Source organism: Vibrio sp. 10N.222.49.A3 (assembly GCF_041475145.1).
Classification (GTDB): Bacteria; Pseudomonadota; Gammaproteobacteria; order Enterobacterales; family Vibrionaceae; genus Vibrio; species Vibrio tasmaniensis_A.
Window position 1 is genome coordinate 1 of record NZ_JBFRVM010000068.1, and the last position, 16616, is coordinate 16616.

Genomic DNA, 16616 nt, shown 5'->3' on the forward strand with positions numbered 1-16616 from the left:
AACTGATCGGCATTACTCCTATGAGTCCCGTTTTTTTATTCATCACTTCATTGTCACAAATTTTAATGCTTACTCTCTCGAGGCTTGCTCTATCTAAGTTTAGTCTCTCGAGGTTTGTTGTCCCGAGGTTTACTCACTCAAGACAACAACCTCAAGACAACTCTAGGAATGCAGACGAGTTACTTAGGTGCCTTGAGCTGCATCTCGGGTAACGCTCTCTTCTTCGCTGTGATTTTACGTATTACAAACCAAATCAGTAAGCCCAATAAAATCGCAGCCACATTCCCTACCGCTATAATCATTATGCTGCGCTGCCTGTCATCTTCTCTTTTTTGAAGAATCATTAATTTTTCAGCAATACGCTTCTGCTCAGCAAGAGCTTCCTCTTGAAGACGTCGAGATTCTGCTAGGTCTATCTCTTGAACAACGCTGTACGACTGCTCGGTAATCGGGAAGATCAGTGGACGCTGGCTTGACGCATCGGTGGCATAAACCATCCCCGACCAAGTGTAAATTCCCAAATCATCATTATAAGGCAACGATAAAGATACTTTCATCGCATCAGCTTCTGCTTGCCCTTGCTTATACATCACATACCCATCAGGAGCTTTATACTCAATATGAGCTGCTAAAGAACTTGGTGCAATCATACCTGGCTCGCCAGATGCCACGACGGTATGAGATAAGCCTTCTTTGCGAGACTGAATGAAGGTGGTGGTGATTGGCGTTGGGTAGACCAAGACTTCTTGCTCTTGCGCTCGCAGGAACACACCATTACCAGAAGTAATTCGAGCTCGATATTTACCAGGCTCAATGTCCATTGGCAACGATACCGTGAATACACCATCTCCAGCTTTTTCGTCAAGATCAACGCCATCATCGGCAAATTCCCCCATGACAACCGGAATTGGCCGCGCTTCTCTCACTAAGGACTCTTCGTTTTCGACGAACTTAGTGAATGTTACTTTAAGCTTCACACGGTCAAGAAAGTCACGCAGCACAAGCGGCTTGCCATCGGATGTCAAACGAGCGGTAAATTTAATGTGTTCGGTTTGGTACAACTTGTCTGGAAATTCATTGGCGTCTAAAACCAGATGAGATAAAAGTTTGATATTATTTTTAGGTGAGACTTTACCTACCGCTTGCCAGGGACCCGGCATCGGATTGTCGATAGAGATAATATCCATTGACGATTCTTGGTACCAACGGACATTATCAGCATGACGCAAAGCGTGATACTTCTTGCCATCAGGACGAACCAAGACGACGGGTTTAGAATTATCGGCTCGATAGATTACAAAAGTAACTTGCTCGATACTGGGATCAACTCGAAAGCGATTATCCAATAAACTCATTACAGATTCTGTTGCTGCGTGTAAGCCAAAGCTCAACAGCAATAAACAACCGGTAGCCAATACCCTTAACATACTTTCTCCCTACTGACGCCAGAGGCAGCTTCCGCTTTTCTCGACGAGGTCTAAACGACTTTGATGCGCTTCTACTTCATCGGCCGTAGCTCGCAAAACCTTTAGGGATTTTCGACCACTTTCTGCTCTTCGTATGCTTTCGCCTTCGCCTTCTTGTTGGCCAGCGTTAAATTGCAGCGAAGTTTGCCCACCTGTCATCAATAAGTAGACGTCAGCTAGAATCTCCGCATCGAGCAATGCGCCGTGAAGAGTACGGTGTGAGTTATCAATACCATAACGGTCACATAAGATATCTAGATTGTTTCTTTTCCCTGGGAATATCTTCTTCGCCATCGCCAAGGTATCGGTAACTTTACAGTAGTCATCCGTTTTACCTATCGCAGGGTTAAGTTTCTCAAACTCATAATCCATAAAGCCCGTATCGAAGGGCGCGTTATGAGCCACCAGCTCCGCACCTTTAATAAAGTCGAGAAACTCTTTATGTATGTCTTGGTATTCTGGTTTATCAATCAAGAATTCATCGGTAATACCGTGAACGCCAATCGCCTCTTCTTGAATCGCACGATCGGGCTTGATATAGACGTGAAAGTGACGCCCAGTCAGCCTACGGTTGATGATCTCTACTGCACCAATTTCAACGATGCGATGTCCCATATAGTGGGGGCCACCCTCTGTATTCATACCGGTGGTTTCGGTATCAAGTACAACGATGCGTTTATTTTCATTCGAACTATTTTTTTCGTTCGTGCTTTGTTCTGGAGTGCTACTGGTATTCATAAGGATAACTGTGTCAGACTATGCCGATAATGTGCTTGAGGTAATAGTATCAAATCATGACGAAACAAGTTGAAATTTTCACTGATGGTTCTTGTTTAGGCAACCCAGGTCCTGGCGGCTACGGCATCGTACTTCGCTACAAAAAAGTAGAGAAGACGTTAGCCGAAGATTTCACCTTAACCACCAATAACCGCATGGAAATGCTCGCCGCTGTTGTGGCTCTCCAAGCCCTCAAAGAGCCTTGCTCTGTCATTCTGACCACAGATAGCCAATACGTACGTCAAGGTATCACCCAGTGGATTCACAACTGGAAAAAGCGTGATTGGAAAACAGCCGATAAAAAGCCCGTTAAAAACGCAGACCTGTGGCAAAGACTCGACAAAGAGACGGCGCGCCATAGCGTTGATTGGCGCTGGGTTAAGGGGCACGCGGGGCACCGAGAAAATGAAATGTGTGATGATTTAGCTCGAAGTGCAGCAGAAAACCCGACCCAAGAAGATACGGGCTATCAACCAAGCTGATCATTTTCTTAAAGGAAATGTCAGTATCTAAAAAAGATACTGCAATGAAAAGCCAACTATGAGTCGGCTTTTTCTGTTTTTAACGGATACGAAGTTTTAGCCGAGTCCAAGGTGCGACGCGTATTGGTTCTAAAACTGGCTCCTACAGGGGAGAAGCGTCGCTTAAGGTGCCAATGTGGCTTGATAGGCTTAAGTGGATAAGTACGTTTACGGGCAACAATAAAGTATTGGCTACCAGCGAACGATGCGCAGCTGCCTAAGCTGTTCTCCAACCACGTCCACATCGCTTGGTATTTACTCATCGGGAACAGCGCGTAGGTGTCACAATGAATCACTTCATAATTAAGTACGCCTAGCCAATCTTTAATTCGGTTTGGCGTATACATACGTCCACTCCATGGCAAGCTGTTCTTTCGCCAAGGCATCAAACTGGCAAGCCCAGTCACACTAAAAGGGTTAAAGCCGGTGATAATAATATAGCCATCGTCCATCATTACTCGGTCGACTTCCCTCAATAGCCGGTGTGGGTCGTTGCTATAATCTAACTGATGACTCAGCACCACAACATCAAAGCTTTTCTCTAAAAAGGGTAAATTATAACCATCTGCTATCACATTATGTAATGGGTTCTGGATATCTAGGTTTACTTGATGTTGAATGTTGCATGTGCAGCTAGAAATCTCACTGCTGAGGCCACCAAGTTTGAGCATATGGTAACCAAATAGTTTTGGGCACCACTCATCAAGTCGAGTTTGAATAGATTCTCTCAACCAGTCCCCATTGTGCAATTGTGCCCAAGTATAAGGACGCTCAAACTTCTTTCTGCTACGTGCTGGCTTCATCAATAATCTGTCTCACTTATTCTGTCTCACTAAAAGTGACTGGAGAACCAATAATGTTACATATCAAAAGCATACCTGCATTTAACGACAATTACATCTGGCTGATTCAAAATAGCGATCGCCGTTGTGCTGTCGTCGACCCTGGTGATGCAGCTCCAGTATTAGAGTACTTAGCACACCATGAGCTAACTTTAGATGCAATCTTGATTACGCACCACCACCACGATCACATTGGTGGCGTGCCAGAGCTGGTAAGACAATTCCCTGGCGTGGATGTCGTTGGCCCCAAAAATGAACCTATCCCGACCTTAACGCATCCCGTTGATGACGGTGACCAATTAGAGCTGTTTGGCGAAGTATTCCTCGTGCTAGGGCTCAGTGGGCACACCGCTGGGCACATTGGTTATGTTGGTGATGCCAAACTGTTTTGTGGCGATGTACTGTTTTCAGCTGGTTGTGGGCGAATCATGGAAGGCACACCACAGCAGATGTTTGATGCATTGAACAAGATCACAGCACTCCCACAAGAAACCGAGGTTTACTGTGCTCATGAATACACGGCAGCCAATATCGCTTTTGCACTGGCTGTTGAGCCTGACAACCAACATTTGCAACAATACCGCGACCAAGTGAATCGGCTTCGAGCCCAAAATAAGTCGACCATCCCCACAAATTTAAGACAAGAAAAGTTTGTTAACCCCTTCTTACGCTACACAGAACCAAGTGTAGTGAAATCAGTATCTAATCGTACTGAGCAGACCGATCCTTTATCGGTTTTTACCGCTTTACGTGCGTGGAAGAACGAATTTTAACAAATACAGGCTTGTCACTCATAGGGAGTGGCAAGTATTATCATCGGCCGTTTATTAAAAAGGCTGTAACATGCGAGTTAAGTACAGCTGGGCTTTGGTACTACTACTTTCTGGTTGCCAATTAACTCAGTCAGAGAATCCAGACCAAGCTTCCGAGCAAACCAACACCTCCCCTACTAAAGAAGTTTCTCAAGCGAACGTTTCATCGGGAGCGATCCAAGAACAACCAAAAGTTGAAACACCCGTCGTTACTCCACAAACACAGCAAGATGTTTGGAAACGTATTGCGATGCAACTTGAAATGGAAGTGCCGGACCAAAAGAAAGTCGACTACTACCGCACTTGGTACCTCAAGCACCCTGGTCATCTAAAAACTGTATCAAAACGCGCTGAACCTTTCCTTTATTTGATCACAACTAAGATTGAAGAAAGAGACTTGCCTTTGGAGCTGGCCCTGTTGCCCGTCGTTGAAAGCTCGTTTGATGCATTTGCTTATTCTCACGGTAGCGCTGCTGGACTATGGCAGTTCATTTCGGGTACTGGCAAAGCTTACGGACTAGAACAAAACTTCTGGTACGATGGCCGCCGTGACGTAGCCGCTTCAACCGACGCTGCATTGGATTTCTTAACCGACCTGAACAAACGTTTTGATGGGAACTGGCAACACGCAATCGCTGCCTACAACAGTGGCGGTGGTCGTGTGAACAGCGCAATCCGTAAGAACAAGAAGCTGGGTAAGCCAATCGACTTCTTCTCTCTAGACTTACCAAAAGAGACCAGCAGCTATGTACCTAAGCTACTTGCACTGGCCGACGTGATTGCCAACCAAGAAAAGTATGGCATCGATATCCCTGCGATCCCGAACAAGGCAGTACTGACTCTGGTTAACCCAAATGAACAACTTGATTTAGCCATTGCCGCAAGCTACGCCGACATTCCTGTCAAAGAGCTGCAAGGCTACAACCCAGCTTATAACCAGTGGGCAACGGCACCAGAGAAACACCAACAATTATTGCTTCCTCTAAGCTCTGTTGAGAAGTTCAACAAAGAAGTGGCAGCCAATAAAGGCAAAGGCATGAAGTTGGTGCGCTATAAAGTGCAATCTGGCGATAGCATCAGCGTACTGGCGAGTAAATACAACACCACCAGCAAAGTGATCCGCTCTGCAAACGGTTTGAGCAACAATAATATTCGTGTTGGTCAGCACCTATTTATTCCAACATCAACCAAAGACGATAAGACATACGCACTAAGCGCTTCAAATCGCCTAGCAAGCACACAGTCAAAGAGTCGTGGTCAATATAAGCTTAGCCATACCGTAAAAAGTGGTGATAGCCTATGGACGATTGCGCGCGCAAATAAGGTATCTCACCAATCACTGGCTAAGTGGAATGGCATGGGACCACGTGACACTCTTAGAATTGGTCAAGAACTGGTCATTTGGAAGAATAGTTCAGACGGTGCCATCATCCGAACTGTCTTTTATAACGTAAGATCAGGTGACACAGTCAGCGGTATTGCATCAAAGTTCAAAGTAAAAAGCGCAGATGTTGTAAAATGGAACGCTTTGCAGAACAAGAAATACCTACAGCCAGGACAAAAACTGAAGCTGTATGTTGATGTAACTAAGGTAAGTGTATGAACCCGTCAAGTAACCCACTCGTCATGCTGTTGGATATATTCCGTTCACCAACAGCGTGTTTCTTAGCGCTTTATCAACGAAGTGCTTGGGGATGGCAACCCTACGTCGTATTAATGCTCAGCCCATTCTTATTTTGGGGAGCCTATTTTTCGAATGTAGATTTTGCATGGTTAAGCGCTGAGTTGTCACAGCAACTGGCTCAAACAAACCCTGACCAATTGGCGTTACTTGACAGTAATACTCTACTCGCGAGTGAAATCATCAGTGATGTATTCGGCCGTACGTTAACCATCATTCTGTTGGCATTTTGGTTTAACTTAGCAACAAAGCCAAGCCAACACCAACATAGCTTTTGGCGATGGTTTGCAGCCGCATCGGTAGTGATATTCCCTGCCGTTCTAGGCGATGTAGCAAGCTACGCAAGCCTGATACTCAAGCACGGGCATGTGATGAGCTACGCGGCCGACTTGAACAGCTTAAACGGCTTAATCAAGTTGCCACTAACCAATGATTGGTCGCAATTTGCCAGCTCATTACCACTCTTGTTGCCTTGGTACATTGTATTGGGTTATGCAGCAGTATTAACTTGGACGGAGTTTGAGCGTGGTCAGGCACTGGTCATCTCTGGTTTGCCATGGGTTGGCTATTACCTAATCTGGGCTCTCTACATTTTAATCTTTTAAGCTGAATAGATAAAAACAAGGCTAGCGAAAATTCACTAGCCTATTTATTCCCCTGCTTATTACCCAAAGTAACCACAGTGTGAATGGTGAATAGCTAAGATCCAATGACTAATAGGCTAATAGGCTAATAGGCTAATAGGCTAGATAGCTTCTTCTATTTAGCCTTAAAGGTCACTCGCATAGGGTTATGATCAGAGGCGTCCGTAATGGGCGCCTTTGCTTTGTCTACTTCTAACCCTCGATAGAACACATGATCGAGCACCAACCCTGTCATAAACTGTGTACGGTTATCTGGTTCAAAAGCAACTTCCGTCAAACCTACCTGTTCCAACGCATCTTTCAATACAGCAAAGCGAGCTTCACTCCAACTGTTAAAATCCCCAGCAAAAATAACAGGCCCACGATACTTTTGGAGATTGTCGGTTAAGCTCTTGAGCTGAGCCTCATAATCTTCCGTACCAAAGGTAAAGTTCACCGCATGGATATTAATCACAGCCAGTTCTTCGCCATTACTTAGCAGATAGCGAGACCAAAGTGCAGATTTAGGTAATTGAAGCCAAGGTTCTTCATGAGTATAAGCACAAGCTTCAATCGGTAGATGCGTCGCTAGGTTGAGTACGCCTGCACTTTGTTCAAAAGCTTCAAATGCATTCACTCGAGTACTTCCCCATTGACCACTCGTTACCCATTGGCGAAGCCCTTCTGTCATACTCGCTTCTTGCAGCAAAACTAAATCGCTACCGGCTGACAGCTGATTTAACTCACTTTGCCAATTATTTCGGTTTTGCTTATAGATATTCCACACGGTAATGTCTAGGCCATCAGACACATCAATCGCTTTCGGGGCTGAGTTTTGGTAGCAGCTGTAGATATCGTTGCTAGTATTTTGAGAAGAAGTGATCAAATTGGGTTTATTCGGGATCACGAATATAATATGAAAGCTAACAACAGCAAGCGTTATCAATAGCGTGATAACAATGATGGTTTTCTTAAACATACAGCACCCTACCAGAAATGAAAAAGGAGCGATAAACGCTCCTTTTAAGGTAATAGTTTTTTTATACGGCGTCTTCGTCTTCTTCGCCAGTACGAATACGTACCACACGTTCAACTTCAGTAATGAAGATCTTACCGTCACCAATTTTACCTGTTTGAGCCGTTTCGATAATGGTATCAACACATTGGTCAGCCACTTCGTCGGTCACAACAATTTCCAATTTCACTTTAGGTAAAAAATCGACCATGTACTCTGCGCCACGGTATAGCTCAGTATGACCTTTTTGACGTCCAAAGCCTTTAACTTCAGATACTGTCATACCCGTAATACCCACTTCTGCAAGTGCTTCACGTACATCATCAAGTTTGAATGGCTTGATAATGGCTTCAATCTTTTTCATGTTCATCCCTTAAACTGTGCGAATAGCTCATTATCGGTTAGCTATAGTAAACATTCAATGAAAAAAGCCAGAGCATTAAAGCTCTGGCTCGAAATTTATCATCTTGTTTAATCAGCGCTTTAAGAAGGTTTTACTTAAGGCTTGAGTAGTAAGCAGCTAGATTAGCAATATCTTCATCACTCAGCATTGAAGCCTGAGCCTGCATTACAGCCGCCAAACCGCCGGTGCGCTGGCCGTTCTTATATGCCTTAATTGATGAAGCGATGTATTGCTCGTTTTGGCCTTTAAGATTTGGATATCCTGGGATCATTGCGATACCGTCTGCGCCATGACAAGCCGCACAGATTGCCGCTTTAGCTTGACCCGCAGCAACATCACCCGCCAGAGCGTTACCACTCAATAGTCCAAATCCAAGAACTAATCCTAGTGTAATTTTCTTCATTGCATATTCCATTAATTATTTTTATTAAAGTGACGGTGAATTGTGACACAAACTTTTTCTACTTGCTCCAAAGCGCTTCACAATCTTGACCTTCGTAGTTTTTATCTACGAATAGGCCTAAAACAGCGATCACTCGATCGCCATCCATTAATATCGGCGTTCTACGTCTTAACCAGCTGGGTACTTGGTATTCCTGAAAAAGCTTCTTGAGTTTTCTACTGTGGCCGCGTCCAACTGGGTGAGCTGACACTCCTTCAGGGTTAAAGATCACTCGCAAGGTTCCGTTGGCTTTAGTGAGGGAAAAACGTTGTACGTCTCGGTTATGAGATGCACTACCACTCGACACCGCTTTCAAATGGATCTCACCTAAACTATCAGGCAATAATAAATTCTCATCAATCAAGATTTCACTTTCCCAGTTCGACAAATCTTTGGTGTCTTGTACCAAATAGAGCTGATTGTTAAAGCGCCTAATCTCAACATCATTCAACACCAGCTTAGGATTGGCATCTGCCTGAGCACAAGCCACTTCATCCCAAATAAGTTTTAGCTGCTTTTGGCTTGGCATCGGTTGATTGCAATGGCTGATCCACATTCTGATCAAACGTGCTCGTAACAAATCAGAATGCTGAGATAACGAATCAATGCTTAAGCTCTGGCTCTTACTGTTACAGCCTCCCAAAGCTTGTTGTAAGTGAGACTCAAGCAGTTCGTCGAGTAGCGACTCTTGTTCTGCACATAATTGAGCACTGCGACAGACCGATTCTCGAAAGCTAGGCCAGCGCTCAGTCAACGTCGGAGTGACTTGATGACGAATGAAATTTCGATCAAAGCGCAGATCCTGATTACTCTCATCTTCGACCCAAGTTAATCCCATATCATGAGCCGACGCTTCGATGTCTGATCGAGTCACTGACAGCAAAGGTCTCACAATAAACGCTTCGCCAAACGACATCACTTTCGCCATTGAAGAGAGTCCTTTCGGACCACTGCCACGTTTTAACGCAAGCAAGAAGGTTTCAAGTTGATCGTCAATGTGTTGACCCGTAACAAGCACATCGCCCTGTCTGATGTGCTGCTGAAAAGCTTGGTATCGAGCATCTCGAGCAAGCTTTTCAACGCTCTCACCACAGTTGATATCCAACGAGACCCTTTCTACTGCTAACGAAACCGACAAAGCATCACACCATGTTTGGCATTGCTCAGCCCAAAGATCAGCATTCTTACTGAGACCGTGATGAACGTGCACCGCGCAGCACTCAATGCCATGCGTTTGCGCGTACTGCGCTGCTAACTCTAACAAAACTCGAGAATCAACACCGCCACTGAAAGCCACGATCAATCGACTAGGCTTGAGTGCGCTTTGATGAAGTACAGATGTGAAGGTTTCGATTAAGTGAGTCATGGGGTTAGTGAGCCGTGTGTACTAATGAGAAAGGAGAATGTTTTAATAATAAAAAAGGGTTGGCACTGAGTCCAACCCTTTCATCAACTTGTTACGGAAAGCAGGTCTTACACCTTGCTAAGGTCGCTTATCAGCAGTAACCGTAGCTCATTAGACGCTGGTAACGACGCTCTAGAAGTGCTTCGTTATCAAATTGCTCTAGCTCTTCTAACTGCTTAACTAACATGTCTTTCATGTTCTGAGCTGTCTGTATTGGATCGCGGTGCGCGCCACCTAGAGGCTCAGGGATGATTTCATCGATAAGCTCAAGCTCTTTAAGGCGAGGAGCTACTAGGCCCATCGCTTCAGCAGCTTGTGGCGCTTTATCTGAATCACGCCATAAGATTGAAGCACAACCTTCTGGAGAGATTACTGAGTACGTAGAGTACTGAAGCATGTTCACGTAATCACCAACACCAATCGCTAGTGCACCACCAGAACCGCCTTCACCTACAACGTTACAGATAACCGGAACTGAAAGGCCGGCCATCACTTTTAGGTTCTTAGCGATAGCTTCAGATTGACCACGCTCTTCTGCACCAACACCTGGGTATGCACCCGCTGTGTCGATGAAAGTAATGATTGGCATGTTGAAACGCTCAGCCGTTTCCATTAGGCGAAGTGCCTTACGGTAACCTTCTGGCTTTGGCATACCAAAGTTACGGATCACTTTCTCTTTAGTCTCACGACCTTTCTGGTGACCAATAACCATAACAGGACGACCATTTAGACGAGCCATACCACCCACAATTGCTTTGTCGTCAGCGTAAGCGCGATCGCCCGCCATCTCTTCAAACTCTGTAAAGGCATGCTCCAGGTAATCTTTGGTGTAAGGACGTTGAGGGTGACGAGCAAGTTGAGCTACCTGCCATGCACCCAAGTCACTAAAGATTTTCTGTTTAAGCTCTAAGCTTTTTTTCTCTAGTTGTTCAATTTCTTTGTCTAGATCTACCGCTGTGTCACCACCGTGACGCGAAACGTCACGTAGCGCTTCGATTTTTGCTTCAAGTTCAGCGATAGGCTTTTCAAATTCTAGAAAGTTCAGGCTCATCTATGAATCCTTGTTGATTCAGCTCCGCAGTTACGGAGCTAAATTTTAGTTAAATTCGAGTTCTACTTGGCTATTTCCAAGCAGCTGTTTTAATTCGTCTAGTAATGTATCACTTGGCGTCACACGCCATTCTGTGCCCAATGTTAACCGCGCTCTAGCGTCGGCACGTTGGTAGTATACATTGACTGGGACCGTTCCGGCTCTATAAGGTTCTAAGATTTGACCAAAGCGTTCAAAAAATTGACCGTTAATTTGGGATTGCTCGATAGATATCGACACCCCACGAGCATATTTCTCACGGGCGCTTCCTAAGTCCATGACCTCGCGCGCGGACATTTTAAGCCCACCATTGAAATCATCAAAGCTGACCTGTCCAGAAACAACCACAATTTTGTCTTTTTCGAGCAATTCTGCGTAGCGATCGAGCGCATCAGAGAACAACATCACTTCCATCCGACCCGATCGGTCATCAAGAGTCATCAAACCGATTCGAGTACCGCGCTTCGTGGTCATGACCCTAGCCGCAATGACCAAACCTGCAATCGTCAAGGATTGGTCACGACGAGTCGGCGTCGCATCTTTCAAGCGACAGCTGGTGTATTTCGCAAGTTCTTTAATGTAAGCATTCACCGGGTGACCCGTTAAATACAAACCAAGCGTTTCGCGTTCACCTTCTAGCCAAACCTTTTCAGGCCATTTAGGCACTTGAGTATACTTGTGTTCAACCTCTTCCGGAGCGTCGGTCAACACACCAAACATATCAGATTGACCGAACGACTCAGCATGGTGATGTTGGCTTGCTGCCTTAACCGCATCTTTCAAAGATGCCATCATCGCCGCTCGGTGAGGACCTAATCTATCTAAGGCTCCGGATAGAATCAACTTTTCGATAACACGTTTGTTGACCTTCTTCAGATCAAGACGTGCACAGAAGTCGAATAAGTCTTTAAAGTAACCACCTTTGTTACGCGCTTCGATGATGGCTTCAATTGGGCCTTCACCAACCCCTTTAATTGCACCGATGCCATAAACAATTGCGCCATCTTCATCCACATTAAAGCGGTAGAGGCCCGAGTTGATGTCAGGTGGAAGGAGCTTGAGCTTCATACGGAAACACTCATCGACAAGGCCAATAACCTTCTCGGTGTTATCCATATCCGCGGTCATTACTGCCGCCATGAATTCCGCAGGGTAGTGTGTTTTCAACCACAGTGTTTGATAAGAAACCAGTGCGTATGCAGCCGAGTGAGATTTGTTAAAGCCGTAGCCCGCAAACTTCTCTACCAAGTCAAAGATCTTCATGGACAGTTCGCCATCAACACCATTGGCTTCAGCACCTTCTTTAAAGGTACCGCGCTGCTTTGCCATCTCTTCAGGCTTTTTCTTACCCATCGCACGACGTAGCATATCGGCTCCACCAAGCGTATAACCCGCAAGGATCTGAGCGATTTGCATTACCTGTTCTTGATACAGGATGATACCGTAAGTCGGTTCTAGTGTTTCTTTTAACGATTCGTGTTGCCACGTTTCATCAGGGTAAGATACTGCCTCTCGTCCGTGTTTACGGTCGATAAAGTTATCTACCATGCCTGATTGCAGAGGGCCCGGACGGAACAAGGCCACCAATGCGATGATATCTTCAAAACAGTCGGGCTGTAGACGCTTGATCAGGTCTTTCATACCGCGGGATTCCAGCTGGAATACCGCCGTCGTTTCAGAATTTTGTAATAAGTTAAATGACGCTTGATCATCCAGAGGAATCGACTCGATACGAACCGGATCTTTCCCCTCTTTCGCTAAGCGAGGGTTTACTAGGCCTAATGCCCAGTCAATGATCGTCAGTGTACGCAGCCCCAAGAAGTCAAACTTAACCAAGCCAGCAGTTTCTACGTCATTCTTATCGAATTGCGTTACTGGGAAGTTACCTTCCGCATCGGCATAGATAGGTGCAAAATCAGTAATCGTGGTCGGTGAGATTACAACACCACCTGCGTGTTTACCTGCGTTTCGCGTACAACCTTCAAGGATGCGACACTTATCAATCAGTTCGCGAACTTCTTCATCGCCGTCGTAGAGTTCAGGCAATGCAGGCTCAGCGAGGAATGCTTTCTCTAGCGTCATGCCCGGATCAGGCGGAACCAGCTTAGAAATTCGATCAACAAAACCAAATGGGTGGCCTAATACACGGCCAACGTCACGGATTACCGCTTTTGCCGCCATAGTACCGAAGGTGATGATCTGAGAAACGGCATCACGGCCGTACATTTCAGCTACGTGGTCAATAACTTGGTCACGTTTATCCATACAGAAATCGATATCGAAATCGGGCATGGATACACGTTCTGGGTTCAAGAAACGTTCGAACAGCAAGTCATATTCAAGTGGATCAAGATCGGTGATATCAAGCGCGTAAGCCACCAAAGAACCGGCACCAGAACCACGACCAGGGCCTACTGGTACATCGTTATCTTTTGACCACTGGATGAACTCCATTACGATCAAGAAATAACCAGGGAAACCCATGTTATTAACTACTTCTAGCTCGATTTTAAGTCGCTCATCGTATTCAGGCCTGCGTTCAGCTCTGACTTTTTCATCTGGAAACAGGAATGCTAAACGTCGCTCAAGACCTTCTTCTGATTTTTTGATCAGGAAGTCTTCAATCGCTAAACCTTCCGTTGGGAAGTTAGGTAAGAAGTACTCCCCTAAACGTACAGTCACGTTACAACGCTTAGCGATCTCAACACTATTCTCTAATGCTTCAGGGATATCTGAGAACAACTCACACATCTCTTCTTCGCTACGGAGGTACTGTTGTGGACTGTAGTTTTTCGGTCGACGTGGATCAACCATGGTAAAGCCGTCGTGAATCGCCACACGGATTTCATGAGCGTCAAACAAGTCTTCGGAAATGAAGACCACTTCATTAGTCGCGACAACTGGCAGGTCTTCTTGCTCGGCTAATTCCAGCGCAAAGTGCAGATAAGACTCTTCGTCCGTACGTCCAGTTCGAATGAGCTCCAGATAAAAACGGTCTGCGAAATGTGTTTTGTAAAACTCAACGCTGCTTGCAACCAACTCTCTATTGCCTTTCAGCAACGCTTTACCAATCTCACCTTCTTTTGCACCCGATAAAAGAATCAGGCCTTCCGCATGTTCAATCAGCCACTCTTTATCAATAACAGGCTGATGCTGCACATGGCCACGAAGGTAAGCTTTTGATATTAATAACGTTAGGTTGTTGTAGCCTTTATTACTCGTTGCAATAACGGTGAGTTTTGTCAATTCATCGCCAAAATCCGGAGACTGCATCAAGAAGTCAGCACCAATAATTGGTTTAACCCCACACCCATGAGCAGTACCGTAGAATTTCACCAAACCGCACAGGTTGGTAAAGTCGGTCAATGCTAGAGCAGGCATACCCATTTCAGCGACTTTTTTAACTAATGGTGGCACCTTGGATAGGCCATCCACCATCGAAAAGTCACTGTGTACGCGTAGGTGAACAAATTTTGGATCTGACATTATTTTTCCTGAGTTCTAGGTTTGAGCCTAGGATTACAACTGTGTGTATTCTATTTTTTTCTAGCGTCACTAAGCAACTTTATTCGATGCTAAGCTCTAGTTTACGTAAAGCTCTAATCTATATAGAGCTTATTCAATTCGCTCTAATCTATGCCAAGAATACGTTTTACTGGCTTAAAGCTTTTACGGTAATGCTCGGTTACGCCATGTTTTTCAATCGCTTCAAAATGCGCTTTTGTCGGGTAACCTTTATGTTTAGCAAAACCAAACTCTGGATGAAGCTTATCAAGTTCTTCCATCTCTTGGTCACGAACCACTTTAGCGATGATAGACGCTGCACTGATTTCAGCCACCCGTAAATCCCCTTTCACAATAGCCAGACCGGCCATCGGTAGCTCAGGGACTCGGTTTCCATCAATTAGCGCCATATCAGGTTGAACACTCAGCCCGGCAATAGCACGCTGCATAGCTACCATAGTCGCTTGTAAGATATTCAACTCATCAATTTCTTGTGGGGAACAACGACCCACAGACCATGCCAAGGCTTTCTCTTTAATTTCAGGAAGCAGAGCAAGGCGCTTTTTCTCAGACAGTTTTTTTGAATCGTTCAAGCCTTCGATTGGGTTATTCGGATCGAGAATAACCGCGGCGGTAACTACATCACCAACTAACGGCCCACGCCCCACTTCATCAACACCAGCGAATAACTGGTAGCCTTGAGGATACTCAAAAGGAGGAAATTCTTTTTTCTCTTTTACTGCCATGACAATTCTCTTTGTAACTTTTAAGCAAGTGCTTTTGAAAGAAGCACTTTATGATTCAACACACTCTCGACCGATCAATTTCAGGACTGCGTTAGCCGCCTGTTTGTCAGCATCTTTACGAATCCAGTGATGCATTTCAGTAAAGCGTTCAATAAGTGGCGCGTTGTCAGTTGAAAGCATCTTATCGACCGATGGGAAAAGGTAATCAGGGTGACACTCTTCAAGAATGTGTTCTTTTACGATTTCTTCACCCGCAAGGATATTCGGTAACGAGACAAATTCTGTGATCGACAATTTCTTAACGATATAGCCAGTGAGCTTGTTGACCTTGTAGCCAACGACCATCGGGCGTTTCAGCAACATACACTCAAGAGCAACAGTACCAGAAGCTAACAAAACAGAATCAGCAGCAGTAATCACATTGGTAGCCGTATCTTCTACCAAAGTAAATTCAAGTTCAGGTGCCGTCGATTGCCAGATCTCTGTAAACTGTTTCTTGCGCTGTTCATTAACCAATGCAACAACAAAATTGATATCAGGGTACTTTTGCTTAATGCGCTGACAAGTTTCGATAAATGGTTGAGCAATCAAACTCATTTCACCACCACGGCTACCTGGCAATACCGCTAACCACGGCTTATCTTGATCTAAACCTAAAAGATCGCGAGCCTCTTTCTTATTCGGTTCCAGTGGAATGATATCAGCCAACGTGTGGCCAACGAATTCACAAGCAACGTTATATTTATCATAAAACGCTTTTTCGAATGGTAAGAAAGCCAGCACCAAATCGGTTGCTTTGTCGATTTTAAAGATACGCTTTGGACGCCATGCCCAGACTGAAGGGCTGACATAATGAACAGTCTTAATGCCCGCGTTCTTAAGATCTAATTCAAGTCTTAGATTAAAGTCTGGCGCATCGATACCGACGAAGACATCTGGCGGGTTTTGAGTAAAGTACTTAACTAGCTCCGCTTTCACTTTTAGCAAGCGAGGTAAACGACCAAGCACTTCTACAAGCCCCATCACGGCAAGCTCTTCCATTTCGAAAAGAGACTCACAACCAAGCGCCTTCATTTTTGGTCCGCCAATACCCACGAACTCAGCATTCGGATATTGTGATTTGATCGCTTTAATAAAGCCTTCGCCAAGCGTGTCACCAGAGAGTTCTCCGACAACGATACCTACACGCAGAGGTTCATTCGAAACAAAGTCCAAGCTATTGGTTGCTGCTTCTTGCTGTGCCATAGTTTTCTAATTCCCTTCTTGCCTAAAACAAAAAAGATCGCCTA

General features: G+C 45.1%; 15 protein-coding genes. 4 read left to right on the forward strand and 11 right to left on the reverse strand.

Annotation, left to right across the window (positions count from 1 at the left end):
- Positions 1–179: 179 nt before the first annotated feature.
- Both AB4589_RS12690 and dnaQ read right to left on the reverse strand, forming a co-directional pair.
- Positions 180–1427: a TIGR03503 family protein gene (locus tag AB4589_RS12690; protein WP_135384116.1), complete on the reverse strand. Its 1248-nt coding sequence runs from the start codon at positions 1425–1427 to the stop codon at positions 180–182.
- Between the two features lie 9 nt (positions 1428–1436).
- Entirely contained in the window at positions 1437–2204 is a 768-nt protein-coding gene (gene dnaQ / locus AB4589_RS12695) for a DNA polymerase III subunit epsilon (RefSeq protein ID WP_009847393.1), read from the reverse strand.
- 56 nt (positions 2205–2260) lie between these two features.
- On the opposite strand from dnaQ, the gene rnhA reads away from it, so the two are divergent.
- Entirely contained in the window at positions 2261–2725 is a 465-nt protein-coding gene (gene rnhA, locus AB4589_RS12700) for a ribonuclease HI (RefSeq protein WP_372100700.1), read from the forward strand.
- A gap of 56 nt (positions 2726–2781) precedes the next feature.
- Here the strand turns inward: rnhA and AB4589_RS12705 are convergent, their stop codons facing one another.
- Positions 2782–3567, reverse strand: coding sequence for a class I SAM-dependent methyltransferase (locus tag AB4589_RS12705; RefSeq protein WP_122046034.1), 786 nt, complete (start codon positions 3565–3567; stop codon positions 2782–2784).
- Between the two features lie 53 nt (positions 3568–3620).
- Between AB4589_RS12705 and gloB the strand changes: the two genes are divergently transcribed.
- The 3 genes from gloB (at position 3621) to AB4589_RS12720 (ending at position 6704) form a co-directional block, all read left to right on the forward strand.
- Positions 3621–4379 (forward strand): hydroxyacylglutathione hydrolase, encoded by a 759-nt coding sequence (gloB, locus tag AB4589_RS12710; RefSeq protein ID WP_009847396.1) that lies wholly within the window; start codon positions 3621–3623, stop codon positions 4377–4379.
- Positions 4380–4449: 70 nt separating this feature from the next.
- Positions 4450–6021 (forward strand): LysM peptidoglycan-binding domain-containing protein, encoded by a 1572-nt coding sequence (locus AB4589_RS12715; RefSeq protein WP_017103656.1) that lies wholly within the window; start codon positions 4450–4452, stop codon positions 6019–6021.
- Complete coding sequence (locus AB4589_RS12720) at positions 6018–6704, forward strand: YIP1 family protein (protein WP_009847398.1); 687 nt, start codon at positions 6018–6020, stop codon at positions 6702–6704. Before AB4589_RS12715 ends, AB4589_RS12720 begins: the two co-directional genes overlap by 4 nt.
- Before the next feature lie 154 nt (positions 6705–6858).
- Here the strand turns inward: AB4589_RS12720 and AB4589_RS12725 are convergent, their stop codons facing one another.
- From AB4589_RS12725 to lpxB, 8 genes are all read right to left on the reverse strand, one after another.
- On the reverse strand, positions 6859–7701 hold the full coding sequence (locus tag AB4589_RS12725; RefSeq protein WP_009847399.1) for an endonuclease/exonuclease/phosphatase family protein: 843 nt from the start codon (positions 7699–7701) through the stop codon (positions 6859–6861).
- 61 nt (positions 7702–7762) lie between these two features.
- The gene (gene glnB, locus AB4589_RS12730; protein ID WP_017063373.1) at positions 7763–8101 is read right to left on the reverse strand and encodes a nitrogen regulatory protein P-II; all 339 of its coding nucleotides are present in this window, start codon (positions 8099–8101) and stop codon (positions 7763–7765) included.
- A gap of 130 nt (positions 8102–8231) precedes the next feature.
- Positions 8232–8555 (reverse strand): cytochrome c, encoded by a 324-nt coding sequence (locus AB4589_RS12735; RefSeq protein ID WP_012604592.1) that lies wholly within the window; start codon positions 8553–8555, stop codon positions 8232–8234.
- 46 nt (positions 8556–8601) lie between these two features.
- Positions 8602–9948 (reverse strand): tRNA lysidine(34) synthetase TilS, encoded by a 1347-nt coding sequence (gene tilS / locus AB4589_RS12740; RefSeq protein WP_372100702.1) that lies wholly within the window; start codon positions 9946–9948, stop codon positions 8602–8604.
- Positions 9949–10078: 130 nt separating this feature from the next.
- Positions 10079–11038, reverse strand: a complete 960-nt coding sequence (gene accA / locus AB4589_RS12745; protein ID WP_009847403.1) for an acetyl-CoA carboxylase carboxyl transferase subunit alpha — start codon at positions 11036–11038, stop codon at positions 10079–10081.
- 45 nt (positions 11039–11083) lie between these two features.
- Positions 11084–14563, reverse strand: coding sequence for a DNA polymerase III subunit alpha (gene dnaE, locus AB4589_RS12750; RefSeq protein WP_009847404.1), 3480 nt, complete (start codon positions 14561–14563; stop codon positions 11084–11086).
- 143 nt (positions 14564–14706) lie between these two features.
- Entirely contained in the window at positions 14707–15327 is a 621-nt protein-coding gene (rnhB, locus tag AB4589_RS12755; protein WP_012604594.1) for a ribonuclease HII, read from the reverse strand.
- A 48-nt stretch (positions 15328–15375) separates the two neighbouring features.
- A complete protein-coding gene (lpxB, locus tag AB4589_RS12760; protein WP_372100704.1) occupies positions 15376–16572 on the reverse strand; it encodes a lipid-A-disaccharide synthase in 1197 nt (398 codons plus the stop codon).
- Between the last annotated feature and the right edge of the window lie 44 nt (positions 16573–16616).

Bases quoted from the DNA above. Each gene is read 5' to 3' on its own strand.
- rnhB (WP_012604594.1), bottom strand. From the start codon at position 15,327: ATGGCAGTAAAAGAGAAAAAAGAATTTCCTCCTTTTGAGTATCCTCAA.
- dnaE (WP_009847404.1), bottom strand. From the start codon at position 14,563: ATGTCAGATCCAAAATTTGTTCACCTACGCGTACACAGTGACTTTTCG.
- dnaQ (WP_009847393.1), bottom strand. From the start codon at position 2,204: ATGAATACCAGTAGCACTCCAGAACAAAGCACGAACGAAAAAAATAGT.
- gloB (WP_009847396.1), top strand. From the start codon at position 3,621: ATGTTACATATCAAAAGCATACCTGCATTTAACGACAATTACATCTGG.
- AB4589_RS12735 (WP_012604592.1), bottom strand. From the start codon at position 8,555: ATGGAATATGCAATGAAGAAAATTACACTAGGATTAGTTCTTGGATTT.
- rnhA (WP_372100700.1), top strand. From the start codon at position 2,261: ATGACGAAACAAGTTGAAATTTTCACTGATGGTTCTTGTTTAGGCAAC.
- tilS (WP_372100702.1), bottom strand. From the start codon at position 9,948: ATGACTCACTTAATCGAAACCTTCACATCTGTACTTCATCAAAGCGCA.
- AB4589_RS12725 (WP_009847399.1), bottom strand. From the start codon at position 7,701: ATGTTTAAGAAAACCATCATTGTTATCACGCTATTGATAACGCTTGCT.
- AB4589_RS12690 (WP_135384116.1), bottom strand. From the start codon at position 1,427: ATGTTAAGGGTATTGGCTACCGGTTGTTTATTGCTGTTGAGCTTTGGC.
- accA (WP_009847403.1), bottom strand. From the start codon at position 11,038: ATGAGCCTGAACTTTCTAGAATTTGAAAAGCCTATCGCTGAACTTGAA.
- glnB (WP_017063373.1), bottom strand. From the start codon at position 8,101: ATGAAAAAGATTGAAGCCATTATCAAGCCATTCAAACTTGATGATGTA.
- AB4589_RS12705 (WP_122046034.1), bottom strand. From the start codon at position 3,567: ATGAAGCCAGCACGTAGCAGAAAGAAGTTTGAGCGTCCTTATACTTGG.
- AB4589_RS12720 (WP_009847398.1), top strand. From the start codon at position 6,018: ATGAACCCGTCAAGTAACCCACTCGTCATGCTGTTGGATATATTCCGT.
- AB4589_RS12715 (WP_017103656.1), top strand. From the start codon at position 4,450: ATGCGAGTTAAGTACAGCTGGGCTTTGGTACTACTACTTTCTGGTTGC.
- lpxB (WP_372100704.1), bottom strand. From the start codon at position 16,572: ATGGCACAGCAAGAAGCAGCAACCAATAGCTTGGACTTTGTTTCGAAT.